Annotated in this window: 25 protein-coding genes, 1 pseudogene and 1 riboswitch; of the genes and pseudogenes, 13 read left to right on the forward strand and 13 right to left on the reverse strand. The window is 67.5% G+C overall.

What is annotated here, in order from left to right; translation table 11 throughout:
- Positions 1–278 precede the first annotated feature (278 nt).
- Genes ACX5I6_RS02615 through purM form a run of 3 tightly spaced genes read left to right on the forward strand, consistent with a single transcriptional unit; the run spans position 279 to position 3,463 of the window.
- Positions 279–593, forward strand: a complete 315-nt coding sequence (locus ACX5I6_RS02615; RefSeq protein WP_461839371.1) for a hypothetical protein — start codon at positions 279–281, stop codon at positions 591–593.
- A 57-nt stretch (positions 594–650) separates the two neighbouring features.
- Complete coding sequence (gene purF, locus ACX5I6_RS02620; RefSeq protein WP_285247860.1) at positions 651–2,321, forward strand: amidophosphoribosyltransferase; 1,671 nt, start codon at positions 651–653, stop codon at positions 2,319–2,321.
- A complete protein-coding gene (gene purM, locus ACX5I6_RS02625; RefSeq protein WP_461839372.1) occupies positions 2,318–3,463 on the forward strand; it encodes a phosphoribosylformylglycinamidine cyclo-ligase in 1,146 nt (381 codons plus the stop codon). The genes purF and purM overlap by 4 nt, the downstream gene beginning before the upstream one ends.
- 52 nt (positions 3,464–3,515) lie before the next feature.
- On the opposite strand, the gene ACX5I6_RS02630 is transcribed toward purM, so the two are convergent.
- Both ACX5I6_RS02630 and ACX5I6_RS02635 read right to left on the reverse strand, forming a co-directional pair.
- Positions 3,516–4,286, reverse strand: a complete 771-nt coding sequence (locus tag ACX5I6_RS02630) for a VOC family protein (RefSeq protein ID WP_461839373.1) — start codon at positions 4,284–4,286, stop codon at positions 3,516–3,518.
- Between the two features lie 208 nt (positions 4,287–4,494).
- Positions 4,495–4,728, reverse strand: coding sequence for a DUF3073 domain-containing protein (locus ACX5I6_RS02635; protein WP_018760828.1), 234 nt, complete (start codon positions 4,726–4,728; stop codon positions 4,495–4,497).
- 272 nt (positions 4,729–5,000) lie between these two features.
- Between ACX5I6_RS02635 and ACX5I6_RS02640 the strand changes: the two genes are divergently transcribed.
- Entirely contained in the window at positions 5,001–5,678 is a 678-nt protein-coding gene (locus tag ACX5I6_RS02640; protein ID WP_461839374.1) for a septum formation family protein, read from the forward strand.
- 44 nt (positions 5,679–5,722) lie between these two features.
- Here the strand turns inward: ACX5I6_RS02640 and clpB are convergent, their stop codons facing one another.
- The 6 genes from clpB to ACX5I6_RS02670 all read right to left on the reverse strand — a co-directional run bounded on the left by clpB (position 5,723) and on the right by ACX5I6_RS02670 (position 12,284).
- A complete protein-coding gene (gene clpB / locus ACX5I6_RS02645) occupies positions 5,723–8,365 on the reverse strand; it encodes an ATP-dependent chaperone ClpB (RefSeq protein ID WP_461839375.1) in 2,643 nt (880 codons plus the stop codon).
- A gap of 130 nt (positions 8,366–8,495) precedes the next feature.
- Complete coding sequence (locus ACX5I6_RS02650) at positions 8,496–9,617, reverse strand: sulfate/molybdate ABC transporter ATP-binding protein (protein WP_461839376.1); 1,122 nt, start codon at positions 9,615–9,617, stop codon at positions 8,496–8,498.
- Positions 9,614–10,456 carry an ABC transporter permease gene (locus ACX5I6_RS02655; RefSeq protein ID WP_461839377.1) on the reverse strand — a complete coding sequence of 281 codons (843 nt, stop codon included), beginning with the start codon at positions 10,454–10,456 and terminating at the stop codon, positions 9,614–9,616. The genes ACX5I6_RS02650 and ACX5I6_RS02655 overlap by 4 nt, the downstream gene beginning before the upstream one ends.
- A gap of 26 nt (positions 10,457–10,482) precedes the next feature.
- Positions 10,483–10,917, reverse strand: a complete 435-nt coding sequence (locus tag ACX5I6_RS02660) for an SRPBCC family protein (protein WP_461839378.1) — start codon at positions 10,915–10,917, stop codon at positions 10,483–10,485.
- Positions 10,918–11,040: 123 nt separating this feature from the next.
- Positions 11,041–11,877 (reverse strand): molybdate ABC transporter substrate-binding protein, encoded by an 837-nt coding sequence (gene modA, locus ACX5I6_RS02665; protein WP_461839379.1) that lies wholly within the window; start codon positions 11,875–11,877, stop codon positions 11,041–11,043.
- Positions 11,874–12,284: a TOBE domain-containing protein gene (locus ACX5I6_RS02670; protein WP_461839380.1), complete on the reverse strand. Its 411-nt coding sequence runs from the start codon at positions 12,282–12,284 to the stop codon at positions 11,874–11,876. The genes modA and ACX5I6_RS02670 overlap by 4 nt, the downstream gene beginning before the upstream one ends.
- A gap of 117 nt (positions 12,285–12,401) precedes the next feature.
- Between ACX5I6_RS02670 and ACX5I6_RS02675 the strand changes: the two genes are divergently transcribed.
- Entirely contained in the window at positions 12,402–13,271 is an 870-nt protein-coding gene (locus tag ACX5I6_RS02675) for a DUF4031 domain-containing protein (RefSeq protein WP_461839381.1), read from the forward strand.
- Positions 13,268–14,088, forward strand: a pseudogene (locus tag ACX5I6_RS02680) (2-phosphosulfolactate phosphatase). The gene ACX5I6_RS02675 and the pseudogene ACX5I6_RS02680 overlap by 4 nt, the downstream one beginning before the upstream one ends.
- Positions 14,089–14,091: 3 nt before the next feature.
- Here the strand turns inward: ACX5I6_RS02680 and ACX5I6_RS02685 are convergent.
- Together ACX5I6_RS02685 and ACX5I6_RS02690 are read right to left on the reverse strand one after the other, a co-directional pair.
- Positions 14,092–14,493 (reverse strand): YccF domain-containing protein, encoded by a 402-nt coding sequence (locus ACX5I6_RS02685; RefSeq protein WP_461839382.1) that lies wholly within the window; start codon positions 14,491–14,493, stop codon positions 14,092–14,094.
- Between the two features lie 71 nt (positions 14,494–14,564).
- Complete coding sequence (locus ACX5I6_RS02690; RefSeq protein ID WP_461839383.1) at positions 14,565–15,176, reverse strand: phosphoribosylanthranilate isomerase; 612 nt, start codon at positions 15,174–15,176, stop codon at positions 14,565–14,567.
- A 115-nt stretch (positions 15,177–15,291) separates the two neighbouring features.
- On the opposite strand from ACX5I6_RS02690, the gene ACX5I6_RS02695 reads away from it, so the two are divergent.
- The 5 genes from ACX5I6_RS02695 to ACX5I6_RS02715 all read left to right on the forward strand — a co-directional run bounded on the left by ACX5I6_RS02695 (position 15,292) and on the right by ACX5I6_RS02715 (position 18,397).
- Positions 15,292–15,876, forward strand: a complete 585-nt coding sequence (locus ACX5I6_RS02695; protein WP_461839384.1) for a HutD/Ves family protein — start codon at positions 15,292–15,294, stop codon at positions 15,874–15,876.
- Positions 15,877–15,944: 68 nt separating this feature from the next.
- Positions 15,945–16,010: riboswitch (guanidine-III (ykkC-III) riboswitch) on the forward strand.
- A gap of 10 nt (positions 16,011–16,020) precedes the next feature.
- Positions 16,021–16,344, forward strand: a complete 324-nt coding sequence (locus tag ACX5I6_RS02700; protein WP_285247874.1) for a DMT family transporter — start codon at positions 16,021–16,023, stop codon at positions 16,342–16,344.
- A gap of 2 nt (positions 16,345–16,346) precedes the next feature.
- Positions 16,347–16,706, forward strand: coding sequence for a DMT family transporter (locus ACX5I6_RS02705; protein ID WP_285247875.1), 360 nt, complete (start codon positions 16,347–16,349; stop codon positions 16,704–16,706).
- A gap of 9 nt (positions 16,707–16,715) precedes the next feature.
- Positions 16,716–17,342 (forward strand): nucleoside/nucleotide kinase family protein, encoded by a 627-nt coding sequence (locus tag ACX5I6_RS02710; RefSeq protein WP_461839385.1) that lies wholly within the window; start codon positions 16,716–16,718, stop codon positions 17,340–17,342.
- A gap of 41 nt (positions 17,343–17,383) precedes the next feature.
- Positions 17,384–18,397, forward strand: coding sequence for an aldo/keto reductase (locus tag ACX5I6_RS02715; protein ID WP_461839386.1), 1,014 nt, complete (start codon positions 17,384–17,386; stop codon positions 18,395–18,397).
- A 69-nt stretch (positions 18,398–18,466) separates the two neighbouring features.
- Here the strand turns inward: ACX5I6_RS02715 and ACX5I6_RS02720 are convergent, their stop codons facing one another.
- The 3 genes from ACX5I6_RS02720 to betT are packed head-to-tail and all read right to left on the reverse strand — an operon-like array spanning position 18,467 to position 23,726.
- Positions 18,467–20,050 (reverse strand): GMC family oxidoreductase, encoded by a 1,584-nt coding sequence (locus ACX5I6_RS02720; RefSeq protein ID WP_461839387.1) that lies wholly within the window; start codon positions 20,048–20,050, stop codon positions 18,467–18,469.
- A 5-nt stretch (positions 20,051–20,055) separates the two neighbouring features.
- A complete protein-coding gene (locus tag ACX5I6_RS02725; protein WP_461839388.1) occupies positions 20,056–21,555 on the reverse strand; it encodes an aldehyde dehydrogenase family protein in 1,500 nt (499 codons plus the stop codon).
- Complete coding sequence (gene betT, locus ACX5I6_RS02730; RefSeq protein ID WP_461839389.1) at positions 21,552–23,726, reverse strand: choline BCCT transporter BetT; 2,175 nt, start codon at positions 23,724–23,726, stop codon at positions 21,552–21,554. Before betT ends, ACX5I6_RS02725 begins: the two co-directional genes overlap by 4 nt.
- Positions 23,727–24,014: 288 nt before the next feature.
- Between betT and ACX5I6_RS02735 the strand changes: the two genes are divergently transcribed.
- Both ACX5I6_RS02735 and ACX5I6_RS02740 read left to right on the forward strand, forming a co-directional pair.
- The gene (locus tag ACX5I6_RS02735; RefSeq protein ID WP_109045567.1) at positions 24,015–24,317 is read left to right on the forward strand and encodes a putative quinol monooxygenase; all 303 of its coding nucleotides are present in this window, start codon (positions 24,015–24,017) and stop codon (positions 24,315–24,317) included.
- Between the two features lie 20 nt (positions 24,318–24,337).
- Positions 24,338–24,988 carry an MBL fold metallo-hydrolase gene (locus ACX5I6_RS02740; RefSeq protein ID WP_461839390.1) on the forward strand — a complete coding sequence of 217 codons (651 nt, stop codon included), beginning with the start codon at positions 24,338–24,340 and terminating at the stop codon, positions 24,986–24,988.
- The last annotated feature ends 2 nt before the right edge of the window (positions 24,989–24,990 follow it).

Consider the following 24,990-nt stretch of genomic DNA (forward strand, 5'->3'; position numbering starts at 1 on the left):
TCCGTGAGTCGGCACCAAGTGCCAATCTAGCTGACAGGCCAGGCCCGGAGACCACGGCGCCTCAGCTTTCGAGGCGCAATGAGTTGCATAATAAACAACAGAATGCACATAGTGCTTACAGCAGAATATGGCAGCGGCAGCACCCCGTGTCAATAGATATATCAGTCTCCGACCAGTCGGCTGCCAGTGCGCCACTCCCCCTTTCACCGGGCCGGGAGCGGCTGACCTCCTCGGCCCCCGTTACCTCGAGCAAAACAGTGGGCAGTAGGCTGGATGGCATGTCTTTTGAAGAAACCCCTGCCGAACGGCGCGAGGTTACCGTCCGCCGGGCACCCAGGTACGTTCCTTTCCTGGCCGTCGGAGCGCTGCTGGGAGCCGTCGCGGCCGCGGTGGTGGCGTACGGCGTGCCCGGAGACACCACCTTCGACCCAGGGGCGGTGTTTGGTTTCTTCCTGGTGATGTTCGCGGCCGCAGGGGCCATCCTGGGCGCCGGGCTGGCGCTCTTGCTGGACCGCCGCAGCGTCAAGCGCCAGCAGCGGGCAGTGGTGGAAGCCGTGCCGGATTCCGAACCGGATACCGACCCCCAGGCCTAGCAGGTCACAATCGGGCAACCGGAAAAGTCCTACCCCATATCGTGCGATAATCGATCAGTGGCACGCGGCGATGGAAAACTTTCCCATGATCTTCTCCCCGGCGAAAAAGGCCCGCAGGACGCTTGTGGCGTCTTCGGCGTTTGGGCACCAGGCGAAGAAGTAGCAAAACTTACCTATTACGGGCTGTATGCACTGCAGCACCGCGGTCAGGAGTCGGCTGGCATAGCCACCAGCGACGGCAAACGGATCAACGTCTACAAGGACATGGGACTCGTCTCCCAGGTCTTCGACGAGACCACCCTGAACACCCTGACCGGGCACCTGGCCGTGGGCCACTGCCGCTACTCCACCACCGGCGCCAGCCACTGGGCCAACGCGCAGCCCACCCTGGGCGCCACCTCCACCGGCACGGTTGCCCTTGCGCACAACGGCAACCTGACCAACACCGCCGAGCTTAATGCCATGATCAACGAGCGCAACGGCGGCCAGCTCACCGGCGAAATGAAGCAGGGCAACACCTCCGACACCGCGCTGGTCACCGCCCTGCTGGAAGGCGAGCCGGGGAAGACCCTGGAAGACACCGCCACGGAACTCCTGCCCAAGATCAAGGGCGGCTTCTGCTTCGTCTTCATGGACGAGGGCACCCTCTACGCCGCACGCGACACCTATGGGATCCGCCCGCTGGTCCTCGGCCGGCTGGAACGCGGCTGGGTGGTGGCTTCCGAGCAGTCCGCCCTGGCCACCGTCGGCGCCAGCTTCATCCGCGAGATCGAGCCCGGCGAATTCATTGCCATCGACGAGGACGGCGTACGGTCCAAGCGGTTCGCGGAACCGACGCCGGCCGGTTGCGTCTTCGAGTACGTCTACCTCGCCCGCCCGGACGCCGCCATCGCCGGCCGCTCCGTCTACGAATCCCGCGTGGAGATGGGCCGTCAGTTGGCCCGCGAAAACACGCAGCAGGCGGACATCGTCATCCCCGTGCCGGAATCCGGCACCCCCGCCGCCGTCGGCTACGCCGAGGAATCCGGCATCCCCTTTGCACACGGTTTCGTGAAGAACTCCTACGTGGGCCGTACGTTCATCCAGCCTTCGCAGACCCTGCGCCAGCTCGGCATCCGCCTCAAGCTCAACGCCCTCGAGTCCGTGATCCGCGGCAAGCGGGTTGTGGTGGTGGATGACTCGATCGTCCGCGGCAACACCCAGCGCGCCATTGTCCGGATGCTTCGGGAAGCCGGCGCCGCAGCCGTCCACGTCAAGATCTCCTCCCCGCCGGTGCAGTGGCCCTGCTTCTACGGCATCGACTTTGCTTCCCGCGCGGAGCTCATCGCCAACGGCGCCACCATCGAGGAAATCTCCCAGGCCATCGGTGCGGACTCACTGGCCTACATCTCCGAGGACGGCATGATCGGAGCCACCCGGCAGCCCCGCGAACGGCTCTGCACCGCCTGCTTCACCGGCAAATACCCCATCAAGCTGCCGGACGCCGACAAGCTGGGCAAGAACCTGCTTGAGCGCACCGACCTTGGCGGCCTCAAGCCGTCCCCCGCCGCACTTCCCGGCGAGACGGCCGCCTTGGCCGTTGACGCCGCGGAAGACCCGGCAGAGAAGGCCGGCGCCACCGGCTGCGATCCCGGACCGGACGCCGAATTCGAAAACCTGCTGACCGAAGCCGACCTCGTGCCCGACGTACACGCCGCCACCAGCGCCGACAAGAAGGACTCCGTATGACTTCCGCCAACACCGCCGCAGAGAACTCCGGCATCACCTACGCCTCCGCCGGCGTGGACGTTGAAGCCGGGGACCGTGCCGTTGAGCTCATGAAGGATGCCGTCAAGGCAACCCACAACTCCTCGGTGATCGGCGGGGTGGGCGGCTTCGCCGGCCTCTATGACGTCTCCAGGCTCCTGACCTACAAGAAGCCCCTGCTGGCGACCTCCACGGACGGCGTAGGCACCAAGGTGGCCATCGCCCAGGCCATGGACATCCACGACACCATCGGCTTCGACCTGGTGGGCATGGTGGTGGACGACATCGTGGTGGTAGGCGCCGAGCCGCTGTACATGACCGACTACATCGCCTGCGGCAAGGTGGTCCCCGAACGCATCGCGGACATCGTGCGCGGCATCGCCGCAGCCTGCTCCGTGGCCGGCACTGCCCTGGTGGGCGGCGAGACCGCCGAGCACCCGGGCCTGCTGGGCGAACATGAATACGACGTCGCCGGCGCCGCCACCGGCGTCGTGGAAGCCGACGCCCTCCTCGGCCCGGACCGCGTCCGCGCCGGCGACGTGGTGATCGGCATGGCCTCGTCCGGCCTGCACTCCAACGGCTACTCGCTGGTCCGCCGCGTCATCAACCACGCCGGCTGGGCACTGGACCGCCAGGTATCCGAACTGGGTCGCACGCTGGGCGAGGAACTCCTTGAACCCACCCGCGTCTACGCAGCCGACTGCCTGGACCTGGCCCGCACCTTCCCGGTCAGCGCCGGCGCCGCCGTCCACGGTTTCAGCCACGTCACCGGCGGCGGCCTGGCCGCCAACCTGGCCCGGATCCTCCCGCAGGGCCTGGTGGCCACGGTGGACCGCGCCACCTGGGAACTGCCCGCTATCTTCAAGCTCGTGTCCGAACTGGGAAATGTCCCGCTGCCCGACCTCGAGCGCACCCTGAACCTCGGTGTGGGAATGGTGGCTATCGTGTCCCCCGACGCCGCCGACGCCGCAGTGGCGCGCCTGAACGACCGCGGCCTGCCGTCCTGGGTCATGGGCACGGTCACGGAGGACTCGGATTCCATTTCCAAGACCGGCCCCGACTACGTCCAGGGCGCCAAGGGCGTGGACGGCGGCGCCGTCCGCATGGTCAACGCCTACGCCTAAAGCCACTAACCATTTGGGGTTCCCCACCGTACGGTGGGGAACCCCAATGGCGTTAAATGACCTGGATCAGGCTCAGGATGCCGCCCTGCGGGTCCCGGATGGTAGTCAGTGAACCGTCAGCGGGATGCTCGTCCGGCTCCACGATGACTTCTCCTCCGCCCTGGACCGTTGCTACCGCAGCAGCACGGAGGTCCGCGGCGCCAAAGTAGACCTGCCAGGCCGCTTCCTCGCCTTCTTCGGCAGGAACGACGCCGGCCACCTCGGTGCCGTCGACAAGCAGCGTGCTGTAGGTGCCGCCGTCGTCCTGGGGATATTCGGTGACCTCGTGCCAGAACAGCTGCTGGAAGAAGCCGACCGCGGCCTGCGGCCCGGGCGTGGAGAGTTCGGCCCAGGCCAGCGCCCCCGGTTCGTTGAAGAGATGGCTCCCATAGTGGGTGCCGGCCTGCCAGATCCCGGTGGTGCCGCCGCCGGGCGGCGCGAGGAAAGCCAGCACGCCGGTGGCGCCCACCTGCTCCGGCCCGAACTGGGCGGTCCCGCCGGCAAAGGCGGCATCGTCAAGGAGCGTAGTGGCGTCCGACGCCGCGAAATAGATGTTCCACCGGGCCGGCGTGCCCGACGGCTGCAGGGGGCCCTGCGGCGCGATGGTGGCGACCAACCGGCCATTCATGAAGGCCTGCGCGTAACTGCGGCCGTCCGGGGTGGGAAAGTCCTGAAAGGTCCAGCCGAACAACTTGGCGTAGAAGTCCTTGGCGGCAGCGACATCGGGGGTCTGCAAATCCGCCCAGCAGGGCTCGCCATCGGCGTAGGTAGTCCGAACAGTCATCCGGTCAGGGTACCAACGCGGGAAAGCCCGCTGCCACCGGGTATCCCGGAAAGCAGCGGGCTTCCTCATGTCAGCGGTCACCCGAAAACGGGTACTAAAAATGAGGTCCTGTGCCATCCCAACGCTGCGGGAAAGCACCTGCGGAGCTTGTTAGCGCGTAGCTGCGGCACGGCCTGGAAAACCGGGGGCCACGGCGGCTTTACGACAACTAGCCGATGCGACGGCTGTCAACCTCGTCGTCATCGTCATCCAAATCATCCGCGTACTTATCCACATAAGCCGAATAATCCGGCTCGACCGGTTCATTCGAGTAATGGCTCGTTGAACGACTGCCCGGGCCCGTCAGCTCACGCTGAAGTGCCGAGTAGTCAGTGTTCGGGGAGTAGTACTTGATGTCCCGAGCCTGCTTGGTAGCTTTTGCCTTTTGACGGCCGCGCCCCATGGCGTGACCCCCTTTTGTACTTGGACCGGAGGTGGTCACCTTGGCGATCGGTGAGGCCCCGGAATGTTTGGTCAATTTGTCGTACACCTAGATTACATGCTTTCGGCTGCCCCTGCTTGCCGTGCAGGGCCCCGGGACGGGGCGTGGGGTACCATGATGCACTTCGACCCGCAGGAACACGGGATTTTTCTTCGATAGAGTCACTTAAGAAGTGGCTGTTTTGCCCGCCCGTTGGCGAGCCGCGGAACATAAACCCAGGAGGATGCGCACCCGTGAACCACCAGGACATCCCGCCCAAGCCTGCCTCGCCGCCGCACACCGGCAGCCTGCCGGCGGTCCCGGGCGGGGATAAGGGTTCGGCGCCCGCCCCGGAAGCTGTGACCTGGTCCCAACGGGTCCCGGACCCCCCGCAGCGCCGCGCAGCCAACAGGGCCACCTCCTGGAAGGTGTTCCTCATCGTCGTAATCGCAGCCGTCGCCGGCTCGCTCACATGGCTTGCCGTGTGGTTGAACTCATCCTCCGGTACGGAGAAGTCCGCCGCCGACGCGCCCGGAGTGCTGCAGACCACCGCCACCGCGCCGGCCACCCCCCAGCCGCTTCCACGCAGCGGGGTGGCACCTGCCGCGTACGCGGTGGGCGACTGCTTCAAGGACTTCGATCCGGAAGCCTTGGCGTCCACCGTCGTCGCCTGCGATACCGGTCATTCGGCGCAGCTGGTGGCAACCTACCGCTACCCCGCAGCAGCCGCCTACCCGGGGGCTGATCCGCTGAAAGCCAAGGCCCTGGAAGCGTGCCAGGCGGCCACTCTCGGACCGGCAGCCAGCCAGTTCCACCTCAACTACCAGCGCAGCTTCCCAAGCAGCACCAGCTGGGATTCGGGCGACCGCCGGGTGGACTGCTACGTCACGGCCGACTCCGGCAACGTGATCACCGCCAGCGTGCTGCATTGACGGTCCATCCGTCCGGGCAGCACGCCTGGGCGTGAGCCTGCCGGCTAGTCCTTCCGCCGAACGGACAAACCCGAGCTGGGGGCGCCTGTCAGCGTGTCCACGGTGCCCTCGGTAAGTTCGCCAAGGTCCGCCGCGGTGTCCACCAGGACGGTATCGCCATCACTGATATCCCCGGCCAGGATGGCTTTTGCCAGCCGGTCGCCGATCTCGCGCTGCACCAGGCGGCGCAGCGGGCGGGCACCGTACGCCGGATCGTAGCCGGACAGGGCCAGCCACGCCTTGGCGCCGTCGGTGACCTCGAGGGTGAGCCGGCGATCGTAGAGGCGGCGGCCCAGTTCGGCCACGTGCAACTCCACGATGTGCGCCAACTCCTCCACCGTGAGGGCGTCAAACAGGACCACTTCGTCGAGCCGGTTTAGGAACTCGGGCTTGAAGGACGCGTTGACGGTGGCCATGACGGCATTGCGCTTGGCTTCGGGGTCCAGGGTCTGGTCCACCAGGAACTGGCTGCCCAGGTTGGAGGTCAGCACCAGGATGACGTTGCGGAAGTCCACGGTGCGGCCCTGGCCGTCGGTGAGACGGCCGTCGTCGAGCACCTGCAGGAGGATATCGAACACCTCGGGGTGCGCCTTCTCCACCTCGTCCAGCAGCACCACGGAGTACGGGCGGCGGCGGACCGCCTCGGTGAGCTGTCCGCCTTCCTCGTAGCCGACGTAGCCCGGAGGCGCCCCAACCAGCCGGGCCACGCTGTGCTTCTCGCCGTACTCGGACATGTCGATGCGCACCATGGCGCGTTCGTCGTCGAACAGGAAGTCCGCCAGGGCCTTGGCCAGTTCGGTCTTGCCCACGCCGGTGGGGCCGAGGAACAGGAAGGAGCCGGTGGGGCGGTTGGGGTCGCTGATTCCGGCGCGGGCGCGGCGGACGGCGTCGGAGACGGCAGCCACGGCTTTGGACTGGCCGATCAGCCGCCTGCCCAGTTCCTGCTCCATGTGGAGCAGCTTCTGGCTTTCGCCCTGCAGCATCCTGCCGGCGGGAATGCCGGTCCAGGCCGAGATGACTTCGGCGATGTCCTCCGCCGTCACTTCCTCAGCCACCATCTGGGCCGGTTTGTCCGTCACGGCTGCCTCCGCCTCGGCAGCGGCGGTCAGCTCACGTTCAAGAGCCGGGATTTCGCCGTACAGGATCCGCGAGGCGGTCTCCAGGTCGCCCTCGCGCTGGGCCTTGTCCGCTGCGGAGCGCAACTCGTCCAGCTTGGCCTTCAAGTCGCCCACCCGGTTGAGCCCGGCCTTCTCGGCCTCCCACCGCGCGTTCAGAGCCGAGAGTTCCTCTTCCTTGTCCGCCTTGTCGGCACGGAGCGCGGCGAGCCGTTCCACCGAAGCGGCGTCGGTCTCGCCCTCCAGCGCAAGCTCTTCCATGGTGAGCCGGTCCACCTGGCGGCGCAGCTGGTCGATTTCCTCCGGAGCGGAGTCGATCTCCATGCGCAGCCGGGACGCGGCTTCGTCCACCAGGTCGATTGCCTTGTCCGGCAGTTGGCGGCCTGAAATGTAGCGGTTGGACAGGGTGGCGGCGGCCACCAGGGCGGAGTCCGCGATGGACACCTTGTGGTGCGCCTCGTAGCGTTCCTTGAGGCCGCGGAGGATGCCGATGGTGTCCTCCACGCTGGGTTCGCCGACGTAGACCTGCTGGAAGCGGCGTTCCAGGGCGGCATCCTTTTCGATGTTTTCGCGGTATTCGTCCAGCGTGGTGGCGCCGATCAGGCGCAGCTCGCCACGGGCCAGCATGGGCTTGAGCATGTTGCCCGCATCCATGGAGGAATCGCCCGTGGCGCCGGCGCCCACCACCGTGTGGATCTCGTCGATGAAGGTGACGATCTGGCCCTCGGAGCCCTTGATCTCCTCAAGGACGGCCTTGAGCCGCTCCTCGAACTCACCACGGTACTTCGCGCCAGCCACCATGGACCCGAGGTCCAGGGAGATGAGCGTCTTGCCGCGCAGGCTTTCGGGGACATCGCCCGCCACCATCCGCTGGGCCAGCCCTTCCACCACTGCAGTCTTTCCGACGCCGGGTTCGCCGATCAGCACCGGGTTGTTCTTGGTCCGCCGGGACAAGACCTGGACCACGCGCCGGATCTCGGAGTCGCGGCCAATCACCGGGTCAAGCTTCCCTGCCCGGGCCATGGCAGTGAGGTCCGTGCCGTATTTTTCGAGTGCCTGGAAGGTGTTCTCGGGGTCGGGGCTGTCCACTTTACGGTCCCCCCGGACCCCGGGCAAGGCAGCAAGGAGAGCCTCACGGGAGGCGCCGGCGTCGCGGAGCAGCCGTGCGGCGGCGTCGTTGCCGGCCGAGAGGCCCAGCAGCAGCACCTCGGTGGACACGAAGCTGTCTCCCAGCCGGTCCGCTTCTTCCTTCGCGTTCTGGATGGCCTGCAGGGCGGGCCGGCTCAGCTGCGCCTGCTGGCTGGAGCCGCCCGACGTGGCGGGCAGGGCCTTGATGGCGCTGCTGGCCTGCACGCTGACGGCGTCGGGATCGGCACCGGTGGCGCGGAGGAGCGCGACGGCGACACCCTCCCGCTGGTCCATCAGAGCCTTGAGCAGGTGGGCCGGTTCCACCTGGGGGTTGCCGGCGGTGGAGGCATTCATCGCCGCAGCGGAAAGAGCCTCCTGGCTCTTGGTGGTGAATTTGACGTCCAAAGAGGGCTCCTTTCGGGGGCTTGATAACTAAGTTGAGTGTACTACGCTCAACTTTTCAGGACGAGGCTCTCAAGCCATGTTTGCCCACGGCGAAACTGCTGTCCAGAGCCGGAGGTCCCGCCACGCCGCGCTAGGTCCCGTAGACGGAAACTGCGGCCGCCTTGACCACGAAGTGCACGGTCATCCCCGGCACCAGGCCGAGGTCCGCCGACGCGGCCGGCGTAATGTCGGCTGCCAGGCCTCCGGCCCGGACACGGATCTGGTCGCCGTGCGGCTCAACGTCGCTGATGGTAACGGCGAAGGAATTGCGGGGGCTGCCGTGCGCGTCGGTGAGGAACACGGAAACGGCCGACGGCGGGAACACGGCCACCCCGGGGCTCCCGGCCCCGGCCACCGGGGAAGGTTCGCCGGACCCGCCGGACCCGCCGGGCTGCCCGGGCGCCGCCCGCTGCCCGCCGAATTCCGTATCCTCGCCATGACCGGCGATCCACAGGCCTTCCGCCGTGCGCACCCCGGCCCCGTCCAATGTTCCGGGGACGAAGTTCAGCCCGGCCAGGCCGGCCGCAAATGCACTGCGCGGGCGTTCCAGCACCTCCCGGGTTGGGCCGTCCTCGGCAATCCTGCCGTTCTCCAGGATGACCACCCTGTCCGCGAGGATCAGCGCATCAAGGACATCATGGGTGACGATGATGGCCTGCCGCCCCGCGAGGACGCGCTTGAACAGGCGGCGCAACAACGGGGCGGAGTGGATGTCGAGGGCCGCGAGGGGCTCGTCCAGCAGGAGGAGCGCGGGATCCGCGGCCAGCGCGCGTGCCACGGCAACGCGCTGGGCCTGGCCGCCGGAGAGTTCGGCGGGGCGTCGACCGGCCAGGCCTCCAGCTTCAACGTCAGCCAGCCAGCCCAGGGCACGCTGCCGGGCGTCCCGTTTGGGAGTGCCGGCACTGCGGGGCCCAAAAGAGACATTGTCCACCGCGGACAGGTGCGGAAAAAGCAAGGGTTCCTGGGCGAGCAGGGCGGTCCCGCGACGGTGCGGCGGCACCCAGGTGCGGTTGCCGCCGTCGAGGTCGAACAGGGTCTTTCCGTTGAGTTCCGCCCTGCCGCTGTCCGGCCGCAGCAGCCCGGCGATACTGGACAGCAAGGTGGACTTCCCGGCGCCGTTGGGCCCCATCACGGCGACGGTTTCACCGGGCCCCACCGTCAAGGACACGTCGAATCCACGCCCGGCCACGGCTGCCTGGAAGGACAACGTCACTGGTTGTTCCCTCCTGCCGGCACCGGCGTCGTCGGCCGTTTTCCGGCTCCCCTGCGCGCCGCGGGCCGGCGGTAGGCGAGCGCCACCACCGCCACGGCTACGGCCACCAGCACCAGCGACAGGGCGACGGCCGCGTCCGGGTCGGTTTCCCGCTGCAGGTAGATCTCCAGCGGCAGGGTGCGGGTGACCCCCTGAAGGCTGCCCGCAAACGTCAGTGTGGCACCGAACTCGCCCAGGCTGCGGGCGAAAGAGAGGACAGCGCCCGAAGCGAGTCCGGGCAGGACCAGGGGAAGCGTGACCCGCCGGAAGACGGTGCCCGGGCGCGCGCCCAAAGTAGCGGCCACCGCCTCGTAGCGGGAGCCTGAGGTTCGCAGGGCACCCTCAAGGCTGACCACCAGGAAGGGCAGCGCCACGAACGTCTGCGCCAACACCACCGCGGTAGTGGAGAAAGCAATCTGCAGGCCCAGCACGTCCAGGGCCTGCCCCAGCAGGCCCTGGCGGCCGAACGTGTAAAGCAGCGCGATGCCGCCCACCACGGGGGGAAGCACCAGCGGCAGGAGCACCAGCGAACGCAGCAGCCCCTGCAGCCGGAAAGTATCCCGGGCGAGGACCAGCGCCAGGGGGACGCCGAGCACAATACACAGCAAGGTGCTGGCCGCGGAGGTCCGCAGGCTCAGTCCCAGCGCCGTCAGGGACGAGTCCGAGGTCACGAGCGGAATGAACCGGTTCCAGTCCACCCGCAGCACCATGGCGAGCAGCGGGAGCAACACTACGACGGCGGCAACAACAGCCAGTGCGCGGACCCAGCCGGGAACGCCGGAATAGCCTTGCCCGACCACTTTGGTACCTTTCGTGTTCGCCTGGCTCAGCGGCTTTCGAGTACCTGCTTGAGCTTGGACAATTGAGCGACCTCGGATTCCATGGTCCTGGTGACCATCGAATCCAGGACCCGCAACAATAGCGGGAGCTTGGCCTCAAGGATGAACGTTACCGTCGTCCTGCCGCTGTCCCCGGCGAGGGTGTACGTGCCGGTGGGGCGGGCGGGACCGGCAACCACTTCGAAGGCCAGCAGGTGCCCCGGCTGGGCCGCCGTGATCCTGTAGTCACCCTGGATGGGGCGGCCTTTGGGACCGGACAGGGTCTGGTTGTAAACGGCGCCCACTTCACCCGCCCCACCCTCGCGGAGGGAGATGGATTTCACGCCTTCCCGCCATGCGGTGTTGTTCAGGCCATCGGCGAGGAAGTCATAGACCTCCCCGGCAGGCCGGTCGATGACGATGCGGTTCTCCGCGTGGGCCATGCGTTTCCTCCCGATGGTGGATTGGAACAATGGGTATCTGGACGGGTCTACCAGAGGCGCCCCTGACTCAAGCCACGGTGCGCGCCTGGCCTCACACTACTGCCGTGGGGATACTTCCCGGCATTATGGAGCCCCGGGTCCGAATCCCGCCGCCGCCAGGACCTTTTGCCCTTCCGCGCCGGTCACCAGGCCAATGAAGGCCTGCGCGGCCGCCTTGTTCCGGCCACTGGCCACGCCCGCGATGGGGTAGGTATTCACGGTGCCCTGCGACTCAGGAAATTCGATGCCCGCCACCTTTGCGCCGGCCGCCCGGACATCCGTGCCGTACACCAGGCCCGCGTCGGCCTCCCCCGATGTGACCTTGCCCAGGACGTCGGTGACGGCATTTTCCTCACTGACGGGGGCCAGCGTAATCCCTGCCGTGCCCGCCACCTTAGCCGCCGCTGCCCCGCACGGGACCTGCTTGGCGCAGACCACCAGCTTGACCCCCGGCCGCGCCAGGTCCTTCAGCGCCGAAATTCCGGCCGGATTACCCGGCGGAACCGCAATGGCCAGGGTGTTGGTGGCGAAGTTGCGGGGCGTGCCGTCAGCCAGGCCGGCGTCCTGCAGTTTCTTCATGTTGGCCGTGTCAGCCGAGGCGAAGACGTCGGCGGGGGCGCCCTGGTTGATCTGGCTGGCAAGGTCCGAGGATCCCGCGAAGCTCAACGTGACCGCCGTTCCGGGGTTTTCCGTTTCGAAGGTGTGCGCCAGCTCGGTGAAGGTGGCCTTAAGGGAGGCTGCCGCGAAGACCGTGATGGTTCCTGTTGGCGCGCCGGAACCGGCGGCCGCAGCGGACGTGGTGCCCGCGGCCGGCCCTCCTGCCGGCGCGCAGCCGGAGAGGACGGCCAGCAAAAGTACCGCCAGCGGGAGGACAGCCGGCCGGACGGTGGACGCAACCGGGCGGACAGATTGCTTGCTCATGCGGCGGCCCGGCCTTTCGGGGATTCGATGATGACTGTTGTTGCCTTGACCACTGCGGTGGCGACGGCACCGGGCTCCAGTCCAAGATCGCGCACGGCTTCGCTGCTCATGAGGGATACCACCCGGAACGGCCCGCACTGCAGCTCCACCTGGGCCATGACTTTGTCGGCGATGACGTTCGTGACGAGGCCGACGAACCGGTTTCGGGCCGAGCTGCCGCCGCGTTGCGGATCATCCGGGAAGCGGGCCAGCTTCCGGGCATGCGTGGCGAGCTCCAGCCCGTCGACGGCCAGCCGGCCGGACTCGTCGCGGAACGGCGTCAGTGTTCCGTGATCGGTCCATCGGCGGACGGTATCGTCGCTCACACCCAGGAAACGGGCAGCTTCTGAAACGCGGATAAGGGCCATGCGGCAATCCTAATCCGCAAATGCAACTATTAGGACGTTCCAAACACGCAATTGAGGAATGTGACTGGAGCGCCGGGCAGGCAGGCTACCGCCCAAAGGCAGCACTAGACTCCTTCCATGGCCATCTACATCGACCCGCCATTGTGGCCTGCACACGGTACGCACTTCTCGCACCTGGTGTCCGATACGTCGCTGGACGAGCTTCACGCGTTCGCTGCTGCCGCGGGAATCCCCGAGCGGGCATTCGACGGCGACCACTACGACGTGCCGGAGCGCCGCTTCGACGAGCTGGTGGCGGCGGGGGCCGTCCCTGTGGAAGCCAGGCTCCTGGTCCGCAGGCTGATCGCCAGTGGACTGCGGATACCGGCACGCCGGCGGAACAAATCGTTGAAAGTTCCGCTGCTGAACCGCTGGGAAGCCATCATGCCCGGGCACGATGCCCTCTTCCTGGACCTGCTGGACCGCTGGAGCGAACCACACCGCCACTACCACGGCTGCACCCACCTGCTCTCCGTCCTGGAGGCTCTGGACCTGCTCACCGAGCCGGCCGAGGCACCGCGGACCGTGCTGCTGGCAGCCTGGTTCCACGACGCCGTGTACCGGGGCACGGCGGGACAGGACGAGGAAGAATCCGCCCGGCTGGCCGAGGACCGGCTCACCGCCGCCGGCCTGCCTGAGGCGGACGTGGCGGAGGTGGTCCGGCTGGTCCTGGTGACATCGGACCACCGTCCCGAACCCGGTGACGACGACGGCGCCCTCCTCAGTGACGCGGACCTGTCCGTCCTGGGCGGGGAACCGGAGGAGTACGCCCGTTACGTCGCGGCCGTCAGGAAGGACTACGCGCACGTCGGCGACGCCGACTTCGCTGCCGGCCGGGCCGCCGTCGTGCGTCACCTGCTGGAACTGGACCCGCTCTTCCGCCACCGCCGCGCCAGGGAACTGTGGCTGGACGCCGCGCACCGCAACCTGAAAGGCGAACTGGCATGAACGCTCCCCGCTCCACGCCGAGGCATACGCACTCAGCGAACGCCGCGCACCGGCAGCTCCCGTTCGAGGTGCGGCTTGACTGGGGACTGAACGGCGCCAGGACCGTGGCCCCGGGTGCGGATATCGCGGTGGTGGTGGACGTCCTGTCCTTCAGCACCTGCGTCAGCGTGGCACTGGACCGGAACGCGGAGGTCTTCCCGTTCCCGTGGCGCGACACCAGGGCCGAAGACTTCGCCGCCCACCACCATGCGCAGCTGGCAGGCCCCCGCGACGGCGGGGGGCTGAGCCTCTCCCCGCAAGCCTGCGCAGCGCAGAAACGCTGGACCGGATCGTCCTGCCGTCCCCCAACGGCTCTGAACTGTGCCATGAACTGGCAGGCGAGGTTCAACTGGTGGCCGCGGTGTGCCTCCGCAACGCCGCGGCCACGGCGGACTGGGTGTCGGCCAACCTTCCCGGCGACGCGGTGGTGGCGGTGGTTGCGGCCGGTGAGCGGTGGCAGGACCGTACCCTCCGGGCCGCCGTGGAGGACCAGATCGGGGCCGGAGCTTTCATCGCAGGTTTGGCAGCCGCCGGGAAGGGCGGCTACGAGGCCGGCGACGGCAGGCACGGCTATGCTCCGGAAGCCGTGGCGGCGATGGCCGTTTTCGAAGCCGCCGAGCCGCGCCTGCGTGAGGTGCTGTTACGGTGCTCCAGCGGCCGCGAGCTGACCGGCGCCGGCTACGCGGAGGACGTGGACATCGCGGCCGAACTGGACGACAGCGGGTCCGTGGCCATCCTGCAGGACGGGGTGTTCCGGCCCCTGCCGCCGGCGCACTGATCCTTAGCGGTAGTTGCTGGCAAACGGCCTGCTGGAAGGCACGATCTGCTTGCCCAGAGGCATCAGGGACACCGGGATCAGCTTGAGGTTGGCGATGGCCAGCGGGATGCCCACAATGGTCATCGCCATGGCGAACGCCGTGAGCACATGGCCGATGGCGATCCAGATGCCGGCGACGAGCAGCCAGATCACGTTGCCCAGCAGCGAGAAGACACCGTTGCCGCCGGGCCGGTCAACCACCATCCGGCCGAAGGGCCAGAGCGTGTAGGCAGCGATCCGGAAGGATGCGATGCCCCAGGGGATGGTGACGATCAGCAGGCAGCAGACCACGCCCGCGAGGAAATAGCCCAAGGCAAGCCAGAAGCCGCCAAAAACCAGCCAGATAACGTTCAGAAGTGTCTTCATGCACCCATTCTGCCCCCGGACCTCCGGCAAACAGGTAGGGGACTCCCCTGATCTTGCCCTGAGCCGGGCGACTAGACGGCGGCGGTTGCCTTGGCGGCCTGCACGAAGGCACGGACCTTTGCCAGGTCCTTCACGCCGCGGGTCGCTTCGACGCCCGAGGAGACGTCCACGCCCCAGGCCTGGGCAGCGGCGGACGCCTGGCCCACGTTGGCCGCGTCCAGGCCGCCGGCAAGCAGCCATTCCCGGCCCTGCAGCACCGGCAACGCCGCCACAGAGGCGTAGTCCCAGGACTCGCCGGAGCCCGGCGCCGCCGCATCAATCAGGAGCAGGTCCTCGCCCCAGTCTTCGAATTCATCGTCGGAGGCACCCATGGTGATGGCCCGGACCAGCTTCATGCCGGCGTTATGCACCGTTGCCACGTCCGCCCGGGAGCGGTTCCCGTGCAGCTGGATCCATTCAAGGCCCGCCGCCCGGGCGATGGCGACGGCGTCGACCACGGGTTCGTCGCGGAACACGCCGATCGGGCGAACTCCGGCGGGAACCTCCGACAAGAGGGAGGCGGCCTGGGAGGGTGAAACCACCCGGGGGCTGGCGGTGAGCACGAAACCTACGGCGTCGGCCCCTGCTTCCACCGCCGCGCGGACCGATTCGGGCGTACTGAGACCACACACTTTGACGAACATTCCCGGCTCCTTCAGGCTGTTTTCGTGATGACCCCCCGGAGGAGATTAGCAGGACGGGACGCAACCTGCGACGCCGGACCCTGAACCTGCCGGGCTTGGGAACTAGGCTGGGCTGATGCAGATCATCCGCTTCGCAGGGCTCAAGGCCGAACCATGGCGCAACGGGGGCGGGGTGACGAGGGAAATCGCGCGCCAGGACTCGTCCGACGGCGGCTGGGATTGGCGGGTGAGCATCGCGGACGTCACCAAGGCAGGTGACTTTTCCGCGTTCCCCGGCATGGAACGGGTCCTGACCGTGATCGAGGGGGAACTGCTGCTGCTCAGGGTGGACGGCGCTGAGCAGCCGTTGGAGAAATACCGTCCCTTCCGGTTCGACGGCGGCGCGGCCACAACAGGGTCGCTGCCCACCGGAGACATCCGGGACCTGAACGTCATCACCCGCGCCGCGGCATACAAGGGGTACACCTCCATCATCGAGCTGTCCAAGAAGCGGGCCCATCCGGTGTTCGACGGCCAGCTGGCGGTGCTGCTGCAGGGCCAGGCTGTGGTCAGTGAAGGCGGCAGCGGGCAGGCGGACACCAACCCGGTGGAACTGGGCCGCTACGACGCCGTGGCCGGATCCGACGCCAACAGCCCGGAGATCCTGGGCCGGGGCTTCCTGGCAGTGGTGTCGGTCGACCCGCTGGAGACCGCCGGGTAAAGCCCCCCGCATGGTGAGGTTGGGCACCATCGGTGGCCGCCCGGCGTCGTGCGTTGCTACGCTGGAATCCAAGGCTCCGCACCAGAGCCTCCGGACGACGGTTCAGTACCCGGCACGCGACAAGACTGGCCAAAGGATCTGGTCATGTCGTGGATAATCCTTCTTCTTTCCGGCGCCCTCGAGGCCGTCTGGGCAGCCGCCCTGCACCGGTCCGCCCAGGTTTCCGGCCGCCGCCGACTCGCGCCCGCGGCTGTGTTCCTTGTGGCCGTCGCGGCGAGCACCGGCGGCCTCGCGATCGCCATGCAGTCCATCCCCACCGGAACGGCCTACGCCGTCTGGGTGGGGGTCGGCGTCGTCCTGACCTCCGCCTACGCCATGGCCACCAGGGTTGAACGCCCGACGGCGGCCCGGCTGGCGCTGCTCACCGGCATCGCCGCGTGCGTGGTCGGCCTGAAGGTGGTGGCGTAACCGTGAACCGCTCAGTTCCCTGGCTGGTACTTCTGGCCTCCGCGGTGCTGGAAGCTGTCTGGGCCACCGCCCTGGGCTTGTCCGAGGGCTTCAGCAAGCCCCTCCCCACGGTCGTTTTCGCCGTCACGGCGGCCCTGAGCATGCTGGGCCTGGGCATGGCCATCCGGAGCATTCCGCTTGGCACGGCCTACGCGGTCTGGGTGGGCATCGGTGCTTCGTTGACGGTCGGCTGGGCGATGATCACGGGCGTAGAGCCCTTCAGCGTCCTGAAGCTCCTGTTCATTGCCGGCATCGTGGGTTGTGCCGCCGGCCTGAAGGCCCTTCCCGCGAAGGACCAGGCGGCCGCGCGCAGCAGTGACTAGGCTCTTGCCATGGACTCCCCCGAGATCGCCCAGGCCGTCGAGGCGCTCCGGCGCAGGCTGGCGCCGGAGACGCGCACCATCCTGGGCATCGCGGGCGCGCCGGGATCCGGGAAGTCCACCTTTGCCGCATGGCTGCAGGAGCAGTTCAGCCCCGGTACGGCGGTGGTGGTCCCGATGGACGGCTTCCACCTGGGCAACGCGATCATTGAGGGGACGCCGCTGAGGGAGCGCAAAGGAGCCATTGATACGTTCGACGGCGGCGGCTATCTTTCGCTGCTGCGCCGCCTGGCGCGCCGGGACGAGGCGGTCGTGTACGCACCGGAATTCCGCCGCACCCTGGACGAGCCGGTGGCTGCCTCGATTGCGGTGCCCGCGGCCGTCCCGCTGGTCATCACCGAGGGCAACTACCTGCTGGCCGGGCAGGAGCCGTGGAAGGAGGTGCGGGCGCAGCTGGACGAAGTATGGTTCCTTGAAACTCCGCCCGCACTCCGCCTGCAGCGGCTGGTGGACCGGCACGTGTCATTCGGCATGGACCGTGCGGCCGCCCTGGCCTGGGCCACCGGACCTGATGAAGCAAACGCGCGGCTGATCCAGGCCGGCCGGCAGGCGGCAGACCGGATCATCCCCTGGCTGTAACGACCACCTTTCCACACTGCAGGAACCGAAAAGGAGCACCCATGGCACACACCCCCACCGACCACGGCCACCCGGTCCAGCTCGGCGACGGCCTGGCCGTCAGCCCCCTGGGCTTCGGCGGCATGGCCCTCACCCCGGTCTACGGCGACGTCGACCCCGCTGAGGCGCTCCGGACGCTGCACCACGCAGTCGATGCCGGTGTCAGCTTCATCGACACTGCGGACATTTACGGCGGCGGCAGCAACGAGGAACTGATCTCCCAGCTCCTCAAGGAACGGCGGGACGAGATTCAGCTAGCCACCAAGTTCGCGCTCGTGGGCACCCCCGCGGACGGCTACACGGACATCCGGGGCGATGCGGAATACGTTCGCCAGGCTGTGGACCGCAGCCTGCAGCGGCTGGGCACCGACGTCATCGACCTGTACTACATGCACCGCCGCGATGTGAGGGTCCCCATCGAGGAAACAGTGGGCGCCATGGCGGAGCTGGTGCAGCAGGGCAAGGTCAAGCACCTGGGCCTGTCCGAGGTGACGGCACAGGAACTCCAGGACGCCTCCGCCGTGCACCCGATCTCCGCCGTCCAGAGCGAGTGGTCCATCTGGAGCCGGGATGTGGAACGCAACGTGGTTCCTGCCGCTGCAGAGCTGGGTGTGGGCTTTGTCCCCTACTCCCCGCTGGGCCGCGGCTTCCTCACCGGCACCGTGGATACGTCAAGCCTGGGCGAGAAGGACTTCCGCCGGAATATCCCGCGCTTCGCCCCGGATGCCGCAAGCGCCAACCAGGCGGTGGTGGACACCGTCCGGTCCGTTGCGGAACAGTTGAATGCCACGCCGGCGCAGGTTGCCTTGGCGTGGCTCTTCGCCCAGGGCAGGCAGCTTGGCCTGCCCGTCGTCCCCATCCCCGGGACCCGGAAGGCGGCCCGGATCGACGAGAACCTTGGCGCCTTGGGCCTGGACCTTACCCCGGCCCACCTGGCCGTCCTTGCCGCGGCGTCGGACGCCGTCGTCGGTTCCCGGTCCGCGAACCCCACCTGGGTGTCCGAAGGGCGCGAATAGCCGGCCGGCCGGATACGGCAAAGGGCGGCTCCCTCAGAGGGAGCCGCCCTTTTGGCCAGGCCGTGGGGATCAGGCGCTGCGTGCCGCGCGGACCAGCTCCGCGCAGCGTTCTCCGATCATCATCGTGGTGATGTTCGGGTTCACCGTAGTCAGCTCGGGCATCACGGACGCATCCGCCACCCGGAGGCCGGTGACCCCCTTGACCCGCAACTCGGGATCCAGCGGCGACATGACGTCGTCGGCCGCGCCCATCCGCACCGTCCCCGAGGGGTGGTACACGGTGTTGTGGGTCTTGCGGATGTAGTCGGCGATCTCCTCGTCGGTCTGGATGGCGTCGCCCGGGTACAGCTCGGTGCCAACCCAGTCGGCGAGTGCAGGCTGCGCGGCGATCTCGCGGGCCTTGCGGATTCCCGCGGTCATGACGCGCATGTCGTGGCCGTCCGGGTCGGTGAAGTAGCGCGGATCCACCTTGGGCTTGTCCCGGAAGTCCTTGCTGCGCAGCTTCACCGTGCCGCGGGAGCGGGCGTGGGTGACGTTGGGGGTCAGGCAGAAGCCGTTCTCCGTGGTGGGGAAGCCCTGGCGCAGGGTGTGCATGTCGAACGGAACCGACCCGTAGTGGAACATCAGGTCCGGCCGGTCCAGGCCCTCTTCGGTGGTGGTGAAGATGCCGGCCTCCCACCACTGCGTGGACGTCTTGGTCATGGGCTGCTTGGCCTCCCACTGGATGACGCCCTCGGGGTGGTCCTGCAGGTGCTCGCCCACGCCGGGGGAATCAACGCGAACGGGGATGCCGAACTCTTCCAGCTGCGCGGCCGGGCCAATCCCGGACAGCAGAAGCAGCTTGGGCGAGTCGATGGCGCCGGTGGAGACGATCACTTCGGACCTTGCGGTGAGCTGGTGTGTTTTGGCGAAGGCGTTGTCCACCACGGCCACGCCGGTGCAGCGGTTGGTACCGTCAAACGTCAGTTCCTTGGCGCGCAGCCCGGTCAGCAGGGTGAAGTTCTTCCGGTCCATGATCGGGTGGATGTAGGACACCGAGCTGGAGGACCGGGTGCCGTCGGCGCGGCGGTTGATTTGGAAGAAGCCTGCGCCGTTGATCACGGTGTCGCCGGTGTTGAAGTGTGCCTTGGGGATGCCCGCCTGTTCGCAGGCTTCCAGCATGGCGCGGCCGGTGGGGTCCGTGGCCGGAATGTTCATGAGGTGAACGGGGCCGCTGTCGCCGTGGTGCGGCGCGTCGGGGCCGGCGTCCTCGTTGGTTTCCAGCTGCTTGTACAGCCGGTAGGCCGTCTCGGAGTTCCAGCCGGCGGCGCCGAACTTCTTCTCCCACTCGTCAATGTCTTCCCGGGGCGCCCAGAACGCAATGCAGGAGTTGTGGCTGGAACACCCGCCCATCACCTTGGCGCGGGCATGCCGCATGAAGGAGTTGCCGTTCTCCTGCTCCTCGATGGGGTAGTCCCAGTCGTAGCCGGATTCCAGCAGCTCCATCCAGCGGTCCAGCTGCAGGATCTCAGGAATGTTGCGGTCATCCGGACCGGCCTCCACCAGGGCAACGTCCACCGACGGGTCCTCGCTCAGGCGGGATGCCACGGCGGCGCCGGCGGAACCGCCGCCGATCACGATGTAGTCGAACTCAGTCTTTGCTTCGCTTGCCATATGCCCTACTTCCTTCCTGCAGGTGCGGCCGGGTGGTCCGCGAACCAGCCCGTGACCTGCGGATCGATGTTTTGGTAGACGTGCTTGGCTTCCTGGTACTCGGCCAGGCCGGTGGGGCCCAGCTCGCGGCCCACGCCGGACTGGCCGAAGCCGCCCCATTCCGCCTGCGGCAGGTAGGGGTGGAAGTCGTTGATCCAAATGGTGCCGTGGCGCAGTGCCCGGGCCACCCGCTGTGCCTTGCCGGCGTCCTGGGACCAGACGGCGCCGGCCAGGCCGTAGTGGGTGTCGTTGCCGATCTTGATGGCCTCCGCCTCGGTGTTGAAGGTTTCCACCGTGACCACCGGCCCGAACGCCTCGTCAACCACCACGGACATGCCGCTCTTTACCTGGTCCAGGACGGTGGGCAGGTAGTAGAAGCCCTTCTCGAGCTCGCCGCTGCCCCAGGCACCGCCGCAGCGCAGGCGGGCGCCTTCGGCGATGCCCTTCTCCACGTAGGCGGTGACCTTGTCCCGGTGCGCGGCGGAGATCAGCGGGCCGGTCTCGGCGTCGGGATCGAACGGACCACCCAGCCGGATCTGTTCGGCCCGGCGGACCAGTTCGGCCACGAACTTTTCCGCAATGGATTCCTCAACCACCAGCCGCGCCCCGGCGGAGCAGACCTGGCCGGAGTGCACGAACGCGGCGTTGAGCGCGTTGTCCAGGGCAGCGTCGAAGTCGGCGTCCGCGAAGATGATGTTCGGGTTCTTGCCACCCAGTTCCAGCGCCACTTTCTTGACGGTGGCGGCTGCCGAGGCCGCAATGGCTTTCCCGGTCTCCAGGCCGCCGGTGAAGGAGACCAGGTCAACCTCAGGGTGGCCGGAGAGGACGGGCCCCACGGTCTTGCCGTCGCCCAGCACAAGGTTCGCGACGCCGGCGGGCAGCCCCAGCTCCTGCAGGACTTCCATCATCAGGATGGAGGTGTGCGGCGTCAGTTCGCTGGGCTTGAGGACGAAGCTGCAGCCGGCGGCGAGGGCAGGCGCAATTTTCCAGGCCGCCTGGAGCAGCGGGTAGTTCCATGGCGCGATCAGCGAGCACACGCCCACGGGTTCGTATTCGATCCGGCTGACCACGGTGCGGCTGCCCGCGTCCACCACCCGTCCGGAGTCCTGGCCGGCCAGCTTGCCGAAGTACTCAAAGCAGTTGGCGATGTCGTCCATGTCGATCCCGCTTTCCACCAGGCGCTTGCCGGTGTCCAGCGTCTCGGCGCGGGCGAAGTCATCCTTGCGTTCCCGCAGCCTGGCGGCGACCCCCAGCAGGAACGAACCCCGCTCCAGTGCCGAGGTGCCTGCCCATTCCCCGGCGTCGAACGCCGCCCTGGCCGCGTGCACGGCCCGCTCGGCGTCCCCTGCGGTTGCTTCCGCAACGGTCCCGACCAGCTGCCCGTCCGCGGGGCAGCGGATGTCCCGGGTGCCGCCGTCGGACGCTTCAACCCAACTGCCGCCGATGAAAAGCGTTGACGTGCTCACTTAGTTTCCTCCTGCATGTCGAAGTCGGATTCCCAATTGTCTTTTGCCACCTGGTCCTCCACGAGGAGGGTGATCCCGGGCGCTGCACGGTTCAGGTGCAGGAATTCGAGGTGCTGTTCGTAGTGGTCCAGGACATCCGTGATGACCTGTTCCCTGGTGTAGCCCATGAGGTCGTAGCCGTGGCTTCCCTCCTGTGCGAACACTTCCATCCGGTAGTAGTGGTCATCCGGATCCGCCCGGCGGGTGGCGTAGCTGGGGGTCTCGTACCGGACCGGGTAGATCTGGTACTTGAACGCACGCTCCTCCCCCATGGCCAGCTGCAGGTCGATGCTCGGAATCCCGCAGGCCTCCACCGTGGTGATGGCCAGCGTTGTTTCGGCGCCCTGCTCGCGCAGTTCCGCTTCCACTTCCTCCAGCGCCGGAATGGCCACGGTTTCGGCGAACCGGATGGTCTGCTTGCGGCCCGGGTAGTTCATGGCCCGGACCAGCCGCTGCCGCCAGGTCCGGCCGGCACGCTGGTCCGCCGCCCGGCCGGTAATGATGCCCGGCAGGCTCGCCCGGTAGCTGTCATTGAGCGAGTTCTCCACCCGGAGGGCCTTGTACAGGCCCAGCATGATCAGCACCAGCAGCAGGGACAGCGGCAGTCCCATGACGATCGTGGCGTTCTGCAGCGTGGTCACCCCGCCAACGGTCAGCATGGCCAGGGTCAGCAAGCCGGTGGCCACGGCCCAGAACACGCGCATCCACTCGGGGCCGTCCGAGTCCGCGTCCTTCAGGTGCGAGGTGAAGTTGGACATGACCAGCGCGCCGGAATCGGCCGAGGTCACATAGAACAGCAGGCCCGTGAACGTGGCCACGGCGGCGGTAACCGGGACGGCCGGAAACTGTTCCAGCAGGCTGTAGAAGCCGCGTTCCGGGTGGCTCATGGCCGCCTCGCCGAACGCTGCGTTGCCGTTCATGATCAGGTCGAGGCTGGAGTTTCCGAAGATGGAGATCCACAGCACGATGAAGATGAACGGGACGGTCATGGTGCCCAGGACGAACTGCCTGATGGTGCGGCCACGGGAGATCCGGGCCAGGAACAGGCCCACGAACGGGGCCCAGGCGATCCACCACGCCCAAAAGAACAGGGTCCAGGCGTTCATCCAGTCCGTGGGACGGTCATAGGCGAAGGTGTCCAGGGTCATGCCCGGGAACCGGCTCATGACGTCGCCGACGTTCTGGACGATCCCGTCCAGCAGGAAGCTGGTCTTGCCGGTCACCAGCACGAACAGCATCAGGGCCACCGCCAGGACGACGTTCAGTTCCGAGAGCCGGCGGATGCCCTTTTCGACGCCGGACACGACGGAGACCGTTGCCATCACCACGGACAGCACGATCAGTCCGATCTGCACGGCCAGGTTTTCCGGGATGCCGAACATGAAGTTCAGCCCGTAGTTCAGCTGGACGACGCCGATGCCCAGGGACGTGGCGATGCCGAAGATGGTGCCGAGCAGGGCAGCGATATCCACCGCGTGCCCCATGGGCCCCTCGATCTTCTTGCCGAAGATGGGATAGAGCGCGGAGCGGATGCTGAGTGGCAGGTTGTGGCGGTAGGAGAAGTAGCCGAGGGCGAGCCCCATCAGGGCGTACAGGGCCCAGCCGGTAATGCCGTAGTGGAACAGGGTCCACACCAGGGCCTGTCGTGCGGCTTCCGGGGTACCACCGCCGCCTTGCGGCGGGGCAAGGTACTGGCTGACGGGTTCGGACACGGAAAAGAACATCAAGTCGATGCCGATGCCTGCCGCGAACAGCATGGCCGCCCAGGTGAACATCCCGAACTGCGGCTTGGAGTGGTCCGGCCCGAGCTTGGTCTTGCCCACCCGGGACAGCGCGGCGACCAGGACGAAAATGACCACGGCGGTGACGATCAGGAAGTAGTACCAGCCCATGTTGGTGGACACCCAGCCCACCATGGACCCGATGACGGCGTCGGCGTTGTCCTTGGCAAGAATCGCCCAGAGGGCAATGCCCACCACGCCGATGGCGGAACCGAGGAAGACCGTTTTGTTGACCCGGGTCCTGGCCTCCGGGCTGCCTGTTCCGTGGCCGGTCCCGGCGCCCGCCGGCGGCTTCCGGTCCGATGTTTCAAGCCCCGCGGTGCCCACGGGGGGTGCTGCTTTTTGGCTCATTGGATCCCATTTCAGTTTTGAGGCTGCGGTCCGGACGCCGGTTCCACGTGCTTGGTACTGACTGGGGAAAAGCACTCAGCCGGCGTCGCAAAGAGTCTGGCTTGACTTTCGACGCTAACAACCGGGTCAGCAAAAGGCCCACTTTTATGAATCTCCTCACGGCGGCTTCAGCCGCAGGTCACACCGGGATTTGGGCCCGGCAACGTCGGGAAGAAAGCGGCTTGCAGCCATGTTGCACGCAGTGGGTACCGGTCAGCCGGCCGTGCCACGCCCATGCCAAGGAGCCTCATGCCTGCCATCGTCCATTTCGAAGTCCGGATCGACCCCGCCCGCCGCGACGACGCCGCAAAGTACCTGTCCGAAACGCTCGCGGCCACCCGTGCCTGGCCGGGGAACCAGGGCATCGAGGCGCTGGTGGATGACGCGGACCCCTGCCACATCCTGGTCGTGGAAACCTGGGCCACCACGCAGGACCACGACGACTACGCCGCCTGGCGCACTACACCCGAAGGAAAAAACGCGCTGCACGAAATCCTGGCGGGCCCGCCGTCCAAGCAGGTCTACTCCACTGCCTTGCCGCTGGGCCTGTAGCCCGTCCCTAGACTGAAGCCATGGACTCACTTCTCTACGACCTGCCGGCCATCACCATCCGCAGCATCTCCGTCAGCGCAATGGACAACAACGTGTACCTGCTGACCGCCAAGGGAAGCGGCGCGCAGCTGCTCATTGACGCCGCTGACGACCTTCCGGCCATCCGGCAGTTGCTCGCGGACGGCGCCGCGGACACAGCCGCGGCTCCGCGGCTGGCCCTGATCGCCACCACGCACCAGCACTGGGACCACGTGCGGGCGCTGAAGGAACTGGTGGACGCCACCGGGGCAAGGACAGGCGCGGGAGCGGACGACGCCGATGCGTTGCCGGTTCCGGTGGACGTGCGGCTAAGCCACGGGGACGTCGGGAATTTCGACGGCTTCGACGTCACCGCCGTGCACCTGCGCGGCCACACGCCGGGCTCGATCGCCTTTGTGTACCAGGACCCGGAAGGACCGGCCCACATCTTCTCAGGCGACTCGCTGTTCCCCGGCGGGGTGGGCAACACGGAGAAGGACCCGGAACGGTTCGCCCAGCTCCTGTCCGACGTCACGGAGCGGTTGTTCGACGCCTACCCGGACTCCGCCGTCGTGCACCCCGGCCACGGCAAGCCGACCACGCTCGGTGCCGAACGTCCGCACTTGGACGAATGGCGTGCCCGCGGCTGGTAAAA

The sequence above is a fragment of the Arthrobacter sp. MMS24-T111 genome, from assembly GCF_054888995.1.

Excerpts from the sequence above, each read along its gene's own strand:
- ACX5I6_RS02615 (WP_461839371.1), top strand. The coding sequence starts at position 279 with ATGTCTTTTGAAGAAACCCCTGCCGAACGGCGCGAGGTTACCGTCCGC.
- ACX5I6_RS02635 (WP_018760828.1), bottom strand. The coding sequence starts at position 4,728 with ATGGGGCGCGGCCGTCAAAAGGCAAAAGCTACCAAGCAGGCTCGGGAC.
- ACX5I6_RS02675 (WP_461839381.1), top strand. The coding sequence starts at position 12,402 with ATGGCCATCTACATCGACCCGCCATTGTGGCCTGCACACGGTACGCAC.
- ACX5I6_RS02715 (WP_461839386.1), top strand. The coding sequence starts at position 17,384 with ATGGCACACACCCCCACCGACCACGGCCACCCGGTCCAGCTCGGCGAC.
- ACX5I6_RS02735 (WP_109045567.1), top strand. The coding sequence starts at position 24,015 with ATGCCTGCCATCGTCCATTTCGAAGTCCGGATCGACCCCGCCCGCCGC.
- betT (WP_461839389.1), bottom strand. The coding sequence starts at position 23,726 with ATGAGCCAAAAAGCAGCACCCCCCGTGGGCACCGCGGGGCTTGAAACA.
- ACX5I6_RS02685 (WP_461839382.1), bottom strand. The coding sequence starts at position 14,493 with ATGAAGACACTTCTGAACGTTATCTGGCTGGTTTTTGGCGGCTTCTGG.
- ACX5I6_RS02630 (WP_461839373.1), bottom strand. The coding sequence starts at position 4,286 with ATGACTGTTCGGACTACCTACGCCGATGGCGAGCCCTGCTGGGCGGAT.
- ACX5I6_RS02700 (WP_285247874.1), top strand. The coding sequence starts at position 16,021 with ATGTCGTGGATAATCCTTCTTCTTTCCGGCGCCCTCGAGGCCGTCTGG.
- ACX5I6_RS02670 (WP_461839380.1), bottom strand. The coding sequence starts at position 12,284 with ATGGCCCTTATCCGCGTTTCAGAAGCTGCCCGTTTCCTGGGTGTGAGC.
- ACX5I6_RS02695 (WP_461839384.1), top strand. The coding sequence starts at position 15,292 with ATGCAGATCATCCGCTTCGCAGGGCTCAAGGCCGAACCATGGCGCAAC.
- ACX5I6_RS02720 (WP_461839387.1), bottom strand. The coding sequence starts at position 20,050 with ATGGCAAGCGAAGCAAAGACTGAGTTCGACTACATCGTGATCGGCGGC.
- ACX5I6_RS02660 (WP_461839378.1), bottom strand. The coding sequence starts at position 10,917 with ATGGCCCACGCGGAGAACCGCATCGTCATCGACCGGCCTGCCGGGGAG.
- ACX5I6_RS02740 (WP_461839390.1), top strand. The coding sequence starts at position 24,338 with ATGGACTCACTTCTCTACGACCTGCCGGCCATCACCATCCGCAGCATC.
- modA (WP_461839379.1), bottom strand. The coding sequence starts at position 11,877 with ATGAGCAAGCAATCTGTCCGCCCGGTTGCGTCCACCGTCCGGCCGGCT.
- purM (WP_461839372.1), top strand. The coding sequence starts at position 2,318 with ATGACTTCCGCCAACACCGCCGCAGAGAACTCCGGCATCACCTACGCC.
- ACX5I6_RS02690 (WP_461839383.1), bottom strand. The coding sequence starts at position 15,176 with ATGTTCGTCAAAGTGTGTGGTCTCAGTACGCCCGAATCGGTCCGCGCG.
- ACX5I6_RS02710 (WP_461839385.1), top strand. The coding sequence starts at position 16,716 with ATGGACTCCCCCGAGATCGCCCAGGCCGTCGAGGCGCTCCGGCGCAGG.